Raw genomic sequence first — 8618 nt, 5'->3', positions numbered from 1 at the left:
AGAGTGCCAGCTTCCCAAGCTGGATGTCGCGGGTTCGAACCCCGTGTCCCGCTCCATAATAATCATTTATGCGCCAACAGTTCTTCGGAGTGATTGTTGGCGCTTTTATTTTTAGATCCCATTTGAGTGACCGGGGGATGTCGGCGCCTTCTGTTTCCACAGACCAAGGGGAACATACCGAGGGGCGCAAGGGTTCCTCGGGTAAGCGCGCGAATCTGTCCTTGGCAATACGTTGATGTGTCAGGCGCCATCGTGAAAGCGACACGAGATCACATTTACCCATTATTCAAAAGGCATCTTTCCTGAACATTTCTACGTATAGAAGCGGTGTCCGGCAAAGCCTTGTTTTTATGACTATTCAAGACACTCTCCCCCTGTGTCTTGCTGTGTTGCGATTTGTTATGGGATCAACCGGATGAAACCAATCGGGATTTGTAGGATAATTGAATATCGCCAAAGTCGTCGAATCGGCATTCGGCGTAACCGGCCGTTGCGGTGAATGGGCTTGCCATTAGGAGCGGAAGGAGGTAGGGAGATGAATCGGAGACGTTTTCTGGCGGGAAGTTTGGCGGGTTCCGCGTTGGCTTTCGCCGGCATGGCGATGAAGGCGGGGGCGGATGCGCCGCGCTGGAAGGCCGGCTTGGGGCTGAACGGCTTTATGTCGTCCGCCGATGCCCATGGGAAGAGTTATCCCATCTGGGAGATCCTGGATTTCGCGGCAAAGTCGGGTTTCGACGGGATTGAACTGGTGGATGGCTGGCCGATGGGGGGGTATCCGTCGCCGGATGCGCCGGAACGCGTGGCTGCGCTGAAAACGCTTTATGATCGCTATGGTTTGCGCATCTACACGATCCAGACCTTCGGCGCGGACGCCTATGCGGCGGATGCCGCGGCGCGCCGGGAGTGGCTTCGGCAATTTGCGGATTACGTGCGCCTGGCCCAACAACTGGGCTGCGTGTTCGTGGGACATTGGCCCGGCGGCGACCTGCGCGGGCAACCGGACGTGGATCGCGCGATCGAAGCCCTTTCGGGCAGTTATCGCGAAGCGGCGCGGATCGCGTCCGACTCGGGTCTTTACCTGTCGTTCGAGATCGAGCCGCCGTTTCTGTTCAACACGCCGGATCATCTTCAACGGATCCTTGCCGGCGCCGATCATCCGGCTTGCAAGACGAATTACGATCCCAGCCATTTCGACTGTATGACGGGCAGCCGGGGAAAACCCGAGGACATGCTCCTTCAACTTGGCGTGAAACATATCGGCCATGTGCATCTCACGGATACGGACGGTTCAATGTACCGGGGGACATCGAAGCATCTGGCCTGCGGCGACGGTCATTGCGACATTCAGGCGTCGCTGAAGGCCTTGTGGGACGGCGGTTATGCGGGCTGGATCATGATTGACGCATGGATGATTGAAGACGTCTATCGCGCCGCGCGCATGGGAAAACAGGCCATTGACACGGCGCAACGGGCCTTTTCCGGTTGAGACCGTATTTCAAAAGTTCCTGGATCAGACGCCCCGCGAATTGACAGGCTGGACAGTCTATCTCTGACGTTTTTACAGGCTGGACAGCCTGTCCAACGGAAAATATTCGGATGCCGTATAAAGTATGCCTGTAAAGGCGGCGGGGGGGGCGCTTTCATCCCGTTTCCGCGGCGATATGTTGTTCCCATTCGGCGTAGAGGGCCTGAAGATCCTCCTTGAGGCCGTCGTACTCTTCCTTCAGCCGGCGTGCGGCCATGTAATCGGACGGATCGAGCGACGCGAATCGCTGGTCGAACGCTTCGATCATTTCCTCCATCGCCTCGATGTTGCGTTCGATTTCATCGAGTTGTTTGCGGCGTTTTCGGCTTTCACGTTCGGCGGATTTGTCCTTGCCGGACGGTTTTTTCCGGATACTCATCGGGTCGCGGGCATGTTTGGGTTGCGGCGCGGCAACGGCGTTTTCCTGTTCGGTTTTCCGGTGGTAGTCCGAGTAATTGCCGAGATACACAGACGCCGTTCCGTTCTCGACGACGATGAGACGGTTGACAAGGCGATCGATCAGTTGGCGATCGTGTGAAACAAGCAGGATCGTCCCTGGAAATTCCTCAAGCGCACCCTCGATGGTCTCGCGGGAGGCAATATCGAGGTGGTTTGTCGGTTCGTCGAGCAAGAGCAGGTTCGCGCCGCCCAAGACGAGTTTCGCGATGGCCACCCGGCTCAATTCCCCTCCGCTGAGCGCCGACAACGGCTTGAAAATGTCGTCGCCGGTGAACAGATAGCGTCCCATGTAATTCCTCACGCGCTCCGGGGTCAAATCGGGCCGCAGGGCGCGAATTTCGGCGAGGATGTCATTGGCCCGGTTCACGTCTTCATGGTGCTGCTGGTAGAAACCGATGCGCACCTTGTGGCCCAGTGTTACTGTTCCCGTTCCGATCGGAAGACGGCCCGCCAGATGCCGCAGCAGCGTCGTCTTGCCTGAACCGTTCGGGCCGATGATGCCGACGCGTTCGCCCCGTTCGACGTGGAACGACAGTCCTTGGTATAGCCGCAAATCCCCGTAGGCCATCGCCAGTCCTTCGGCCTTGAGCACCCATTGCCCGCTGCGCACGACGTCGCCGAAGGTAAATTTCACCGAGGCCGATTCCGGCGGCGGCGCTTCGAGCCGCTCCATTTTTTCGAGGCGCGCGATACGGCTCTGCACCTGATCCGCCTTTGTGTTCTTGTACCGGAACCGCTCGATCCAGCTTTGTTCCTTTTCGATGAAGGCCTGCTGGCGCTCAAAGGCCTTTTGTTGCTGCTCGCGGACTAGCGCCTTCTGTTTCCGGTAGAACGCATAGTTTCCCGAATAGTTCGCCAGGGCGCCCCGTTCGACTTCGACGATGCGCGTGACGACGTGGTCGAGCATGCGCCGGTCGTGGGTGATGATGACGATGGCCTTCGGCGATTCGAGCAGGAAGGTTTCGAGCCATTCCTGCGCCTCGATATCGAGATGATTTTCCGGTTCGTCCAGCAGCAGCAGATCAGCGTCCTGCAACAGGATCAGCGCGAGCATGAGGCGCGTCCGCTGGCCTCCGCTCAACGCGTTTACCGGCAGGTTGTAATCCGCCTCGCGGAAGCCCAGCCCATGCAAGACGCGTTTTGCCGTCGTGTGGAACGTGTATCCTCCGCGCGCCGAAAACATGTCCTGCAATGCGCCGTACCGGTCGTGAACAGACTCGTCGCCCGCCGCCATGCGGTGCTCCAAGTCCGCCAAGACCTTCTCCATTTCGACGAGTTCCCGAAACGGCATCATCGCCGTGTCGAAGATGGTATCGCTCATGCCGAGGTCCGGCATTTGCGCAAGACACGCGATTCGCGCGCGCCGCATGCGCTCGATGGTTCCGCTGTCCGGTTCGAGTTCGCCCGTGATCAGGCGAAAGATGGTGGACTTTCCCGTGCCGTTCCGGCCGATCAGGCCGATTTTTTCGCCTTCCTCGACGCGAAAAGAGATGCCGTCCAGCGTCGGTTTGCCGCCGAAGGTCTTTGTCACGTTTTCCAATCGAATCAAACTCATTGCAGAATCCGAATAACGCCCGGCGCTTTTTGGCTGTTTGGATCCCCGGGCCGGGAAAGTATACGCGGCGCCGCCCCGAAGGGTCCAGTGAAACCCAACGATGCGCCGGACGGTCATAGATATGCACAAGGCTCGGTATGCGGCAGGGTAGTGCCGTGCGCCGGGACGCTTCCGAATGCGGAGGAGATTGCGGAAGCGGGAAGTTGTATTGCGAAGGAGGATGTTGTCATGTTGTTTCGGTCGTGGGTGGGGGTTATTTCCCTTTTGGCGGCGGTTGCGTTGGTTTCCTGTGCTCGTGAAGAGCCATCCTTGGATGCCGACAAACTGCTTGAACGCGCCAAGCAGTACGATGTCCGCATTTTGCGCGATACATGGGGCGTGCCGCATGTGTTTGGCAAAACGGATGCCGATACGGCTTTCGGCATTGGTTTCGCCCATTCGGAGGACGATTTTGCGACCATCCAGGAAAGTCTCCTGGCGGGACGCGGGGAACTCGCCTCGGTCAAAGGCCTCAAGGGCATGCCGACCGATCTGCTGGCTGCGGCCATCCGCCTCTGGGACGTAATCAATGCCAAATACGAAACGGATCTAAGTCCTGAAATACGCGCCGTCTGCGAGGCCTATGCGGACGGTGTCAATCTGTATGCGGCGCAACATCCGGAAGCCATGCTGAAACCGGAAGTCTTTCCGGCGACCGGCAAGGACGTTGTGGCGGGTTTCGTGCTGAAATCCCCGCTTTTTTTCCGGCTCGACCGCGAACTGAAAGACGTGTTGTCCTTCAAGCGAAAACATCCTGTCTCGCAAAAAAACGTTGCGGAAGCGCCTAACGCGGCCCAGTCCCAAAGCCTCAATCAGGGGGATGCTTTCTTTGCCCGTAATTTCTGTGAACCTTGCAGGGAAGTTGTGGAGAAAGAAACTAAAAACACCGCCGCGCGTGAGGGAATATCGCTGTTTGACATTTTTACACGCGGCGTCGAACCGGGATCGAACACGGCCGCCGTGGCGCCCTCGCGTTCGGCGGATGGTTGGACTCGGCTCAACATCAATTCGCACCAGCCATGGACAGGGCAGGTGGCATGGTACGAGGCCCATCTGCATAGTGAAGAAGGGATGGACATCGTGGGCGGACTGTTTCCCGGATCGCCCATTATCCTGCACGGACACAACCGCAATCTCGGCTGGGCCCACACGGTGAACCAGCCCGACTTGACCGACGTGTATGTCCTCGAGATGAATCCCGACAATCCGAACCAGTACCGCTTCGACGGCCAATGGCGGGATTTGGATGTCCGGTACGCCCGGATCAAATGCCGCATCGCCGGGCCGATCCAATGGACATTCAAGCGCGAGGTATCCTGGTCGGTGCACGGCCCGATCATCCGGCGGCCGCACGGCGTGTATGCGATTCGCTATGCGGGCATGGGGGAGATCCGGCAGATCGAGCAATGGTATCGAATGGGGAAATCGAGGAATTTCGAGGAATGGCAGGCAGCCGTCAAGATGCGCGGAATCGCCTCGTTCAACATGGGGTACGCGGACCGCGAAGGCAACATTTACTATCTATATAACGCCCTGTTTCCCGTGCGGCAGGAAGGTTACGACTGGAAACAGTACCTGCCGGGCGATACCTCGGAAACGCTTTGGACCGAGTTCATTCCGTTCGAGAAACTGCCGCAAATTAAAAATCCGGCCGCGGGATTTGTCATGAACTGCAACAACACGCCGTTTCAGACAACCGCCATCGGCGAAAATCCCAAGCCGGAGGATTTTTCGCCCACCTTGGGCATAGATACGGATATGACGAACCGGGCCTACCGTTATCTGGAGCTACTCGGAAGCGATGAAAAGATCTCCGGGGAAGAATTCCTCGAATACAAATTCGACATTGCCTATTCGGACAAGTCCGATGCGCGCAAGTTGTTGGACGAACTTTTCGCGATGCCGCCTTCGGACGATCCGCTTGTGCGCGAGGCGGTTGATTTGCTGAAGACATGGGACTACCGGACGGACGTGGACAATCGCGTGACGGCACTGGCGATTTTGACCTTGGAACCGATTGTGCGCGCACGGATGTTTGGCGGCACGGAACCGGATCGCATTCAACTGCTGAAAGAACGCGCGGCCATGCTCAAGGAAAAATACGGGCGGCTCGATGTGCCCTGGGGCGACATCAACCGGCTTGTGCGCGGCAACGTGGACATCGGTCTGAGCGGTGGCCCCGACACCCTTCATGCCGTTTATGGCAATCTGGCGGACGGCCGTCTCGTGGGCATGGCCGGGGATTGCTATATTCTCGTCGTGGAATGGGACCCGGATGGAAAAGTACATTCCGGCAGCGTTCACCAGTTCGGCAGTGCGACGATGAGGCCCGAATCGCCGCATTACGCGGACCAGGCGCCCCTGTTTGCCGCATGCAAGTTGAAACCCGTCTGGCTCGATGAGGCGGACATCCGCGCCAACCTTGAAAAGGAATACCGGCCAGGCCAATAGACCGGTCATGGGTTTTCTTTTTCGTTGCGTTGCATTGTCCAACCGCTCGTGCCATAATGAATAGGATTCATGGGGTTTTGCAGGGGAACTGTGTCCATGGTCACTTTCGACAGATTATGCGGCCGGGCGGATGCTTTATGAAGGATTCCGACAAGGCAGGGCGCGATATCAGCGCTGTCACGCGTGGCCGGCGAACCCTGCTTTTTATCGCAGTTGGGTCGTTATTGCTTGGCGGCGGCATCGAACTGGCTGGACGTTATCTGTACGCCAAGTTGGACATCGGATTTGAAATCACGGGAACGCTGACGCTTCTGGCGCTCATCGTGGCCTGTGCGCCCTCCATCTACGTGTTTTACCGGCTGGGGACGTCGCCATGGATCATGCGCACCATCACGGCGGGGGTAGCGTTGTGCATTTTATCGCAGGCCGTCAGCTTGGCCGATTTCATGCGTCTTCCCATCATTGATGCGCCGCTTGAAGCCCTAAATCAGATCTTGGGACTCGAAGACGTCTTATTGATCGCCGGCATGTTTCTTCTTTGCGGTAGTTTCTATCTGACCATTTTTTATTTGTCCGTCACGGCGGATCGAATGGCCGAGGACCGCGCGCGTCTCTCGGTCGAGGCCGAGGCGCACCGCCGAACAGCGCAGACGCTTTGCGATAGCCAGGAAGCCCTTCGGGCGGCCAACGAGGAAGTCGAGCGGCGCGTGCGCGACCGCACGGAAAAACTGGCGGAATCCAACCAGCGCCTCGAGTGCGAAATTCAGGAAAGGAGCCGGGCCGAAGCGGCCCTTCGGCAGAGCGAGAAATGGTATCGTTCGCTGGCGGAAGCCACCCGTGAAGTCATATACATTGTGTCGCGCGACGATACCGTGCTGTATGCCAACAGCGAAGCGGGTAAACAATTGGACCTTCCGGTTGATCGAATTATCGGACGCAAACGGACCGAATTGTTTCCGCCTCACATCGAGGAACAACAGCGCAAAAGCCTGGAGCGGGTGTTTGCGTCGGGCGAACTTTTCCGCACGGAGCATCCGGCGGTGTTTCGTGGCCGGCTCGCGTGGCAGGACACATTTCTTGTGCCGTTGCGCGACGATGACGGCGCCGTGACCGCCGTGATGGGCGTTTCGCGCGACATTACCGCGCGCAAGACGGCGGAGTCCGCGCTGCATGACCGTTTGGCCATGGAAGAAATCGTGTCGAAGATAGCCACCCGCTTTGCCGGCATCGAAACAACGGACATCGGCAAGGAGATTTGCCACGGCCTTTCGGTAATCGTTCAGTTCATGCAGGCGGATCGCGGGTCGGTCGTTCACTTCAACCCCGAGGCGTCAATCATTCTCCGGATGGAGGAGTGGTGTTCGCCGGGAATTCCGTCCCAGGTCGAAAATCTGGTGGGTCTGGACATGGCGCCCCTGCGATGGACCTTGCGACAATTGAGCCGCGGGGAAATCATTGTCATCCATTCAAATCGCGATTTGCCGCCCGCCGCGTCGGCCGAACGTGAAAATCACGAACGACGTGGCATTCGCGGGGCGATTCTGGCGCCCATGCGTGCCGGCAACCGTCTTTTGGGATTCATCGCCGTGACCATGCACCGAACCGAAAGAACATGGTCCGACAGCGACATGCGGCTGATGCACATTGTGGCCAATCTGTTCACAAGCGTGATTGATCGGGCAAGGTCCATCGAGTTGCTGGAGGCGAATGAGCGCAAATACCGCACGTTGCTGGAAGGCCTGCGCGACGCGGTTTTTCGCATCCGGCTGCCGGACGGCGTATGCGAGTACATGAGCCCGTCCGCATTGGACATCTTCGGCTATCCGGCCGCTTCATTTACCGAAACGCCCTTTTTTCTAACCCAAATAATTCACCCCGACTTCAAGGAGGAACTGGAAAAACTCTTTAGGGAAGCCGTCCGGGGTAACGCGCCGAACGGTTACGAGTGCAAAATTATCGATCCGGAAGGGAAGGAACGCTGGATTTTTCTTTCGAGCGCCATCATCGCGGACGAAGAAGGCAAGCCCGTGGCCGTCGAGGGTGTCGTCCGCAATATCAGCGAGGAGCGTATTGCCCAGCGCCTCATCGAGGAACAGCGGGCCAAACTGGTCGAGTCGCAGAAAATGTCCATCCTGGGCGAAATGGCCGCCAATATCGCCCATGAAATCAACAATCCGCTCGCGATCGTTTCCGGTTCCGCCGAGCAGATCCGAAAAGCCGTGCAGCAGGGTCTGCTCACGCAGGAGATGAGCGATCGCCTTTCGGACGCCATCATGCGCAACGCGACGCGCATTCAGACGATAATCAAGGGATTGCGCAATTTCACACGGGATGGCGAGGAAGACCCCTTTCATGAAACGGCCGTGCGGACGATCGTCGAGGATACCGAGTCCGTTTGCCGCGAACGGTTCGTCTCGTACGATGTCCATTTTCAGGTCGAACCCGTTTCTGAAACGCTGTGCATCGAATGCCGTCCGACGCAGATAATGGAAGTGCTGGTCAATCTGCTGAGCAACGCGCTGCATGCGGTCGAGGAGTCCGCCGAACGTTGGGTGTCGCTTGCCGTGCGCGATCTCGGCGGCGACATCG

The 8618-nt window shown here is 58.0% G+C and carries 4 protein-coding genes; 3 read left to right on the top strand and 1 reads right to left on the bottom strand.

Translation table 11 applies throughout. From position 1 onward, the window contains the following. The first annotated feature begins 535 nt into the window (after positions 1–535). Positions 536–1486: a TIM barrel protein gene (locus tag P5540_19405; GenBank protein HRT66981.1), complete on the top strand. Its 951-nt coding sequence runs from the start codon at positions 536–538 to the stop codon at positions 1484–1486. 154 nt (positions 1487–1640) lie between these two features. Here the strand turns inward: P5540_19405 and P5540_19400 are convergent, their stop codons facing one another. Next, positions 1641–3539: an ABC-F family ATP-binding cassette domain-containing protein gene (locus P5540_19400; GenBank protein ID HRT66980.1), complete on the bottom strand. Its 1899-nt coding sequence runs from the start codon at positions 3537–3539 to the stop codon at positions 1641–1643. Between the two features lie 228 nt (positions 3540–3767). Here P5540_19400 and P5540_19395 point away from each other — a divergent pair, with 228 nt between their 5' ends. Both P5540_19395 and P5540_19390 read left to right on the top strand, forming a co-directional pair. Continuing rightward, positions 3768–6029, top strand: a complete 2262-nt coding sequence (locus tag P5540_19395; GenBank protein HRT66979.1) for an acylase — start codon at positions 3768–3770, stop codon at positions 6027–6029. A 137-nt stretch (positions 6030–6166) separates the two neighbouring features. Then, positions 6167–8618: PAS domain S-box protein (locus tag P5540_19390; GenBank protein ID HRT66978.1), on the top strand; the 2452-nt coding region annotated here is incomplete at its 3' end.

Source organism: Candidatus Hydrogenedentota bacterium (assembly GCA_035450225.1).
GTDB lineage: Bacteria > Hydrogenedentota > Hydrogenedentia > Hydrogenedentales > SLHB01 > DSVR01.
The sequence above is the reverse complement of the archived record's forward strand: the minus strand, read 5'-3'. Positions and strand labels throughout refer to the sequence as shown.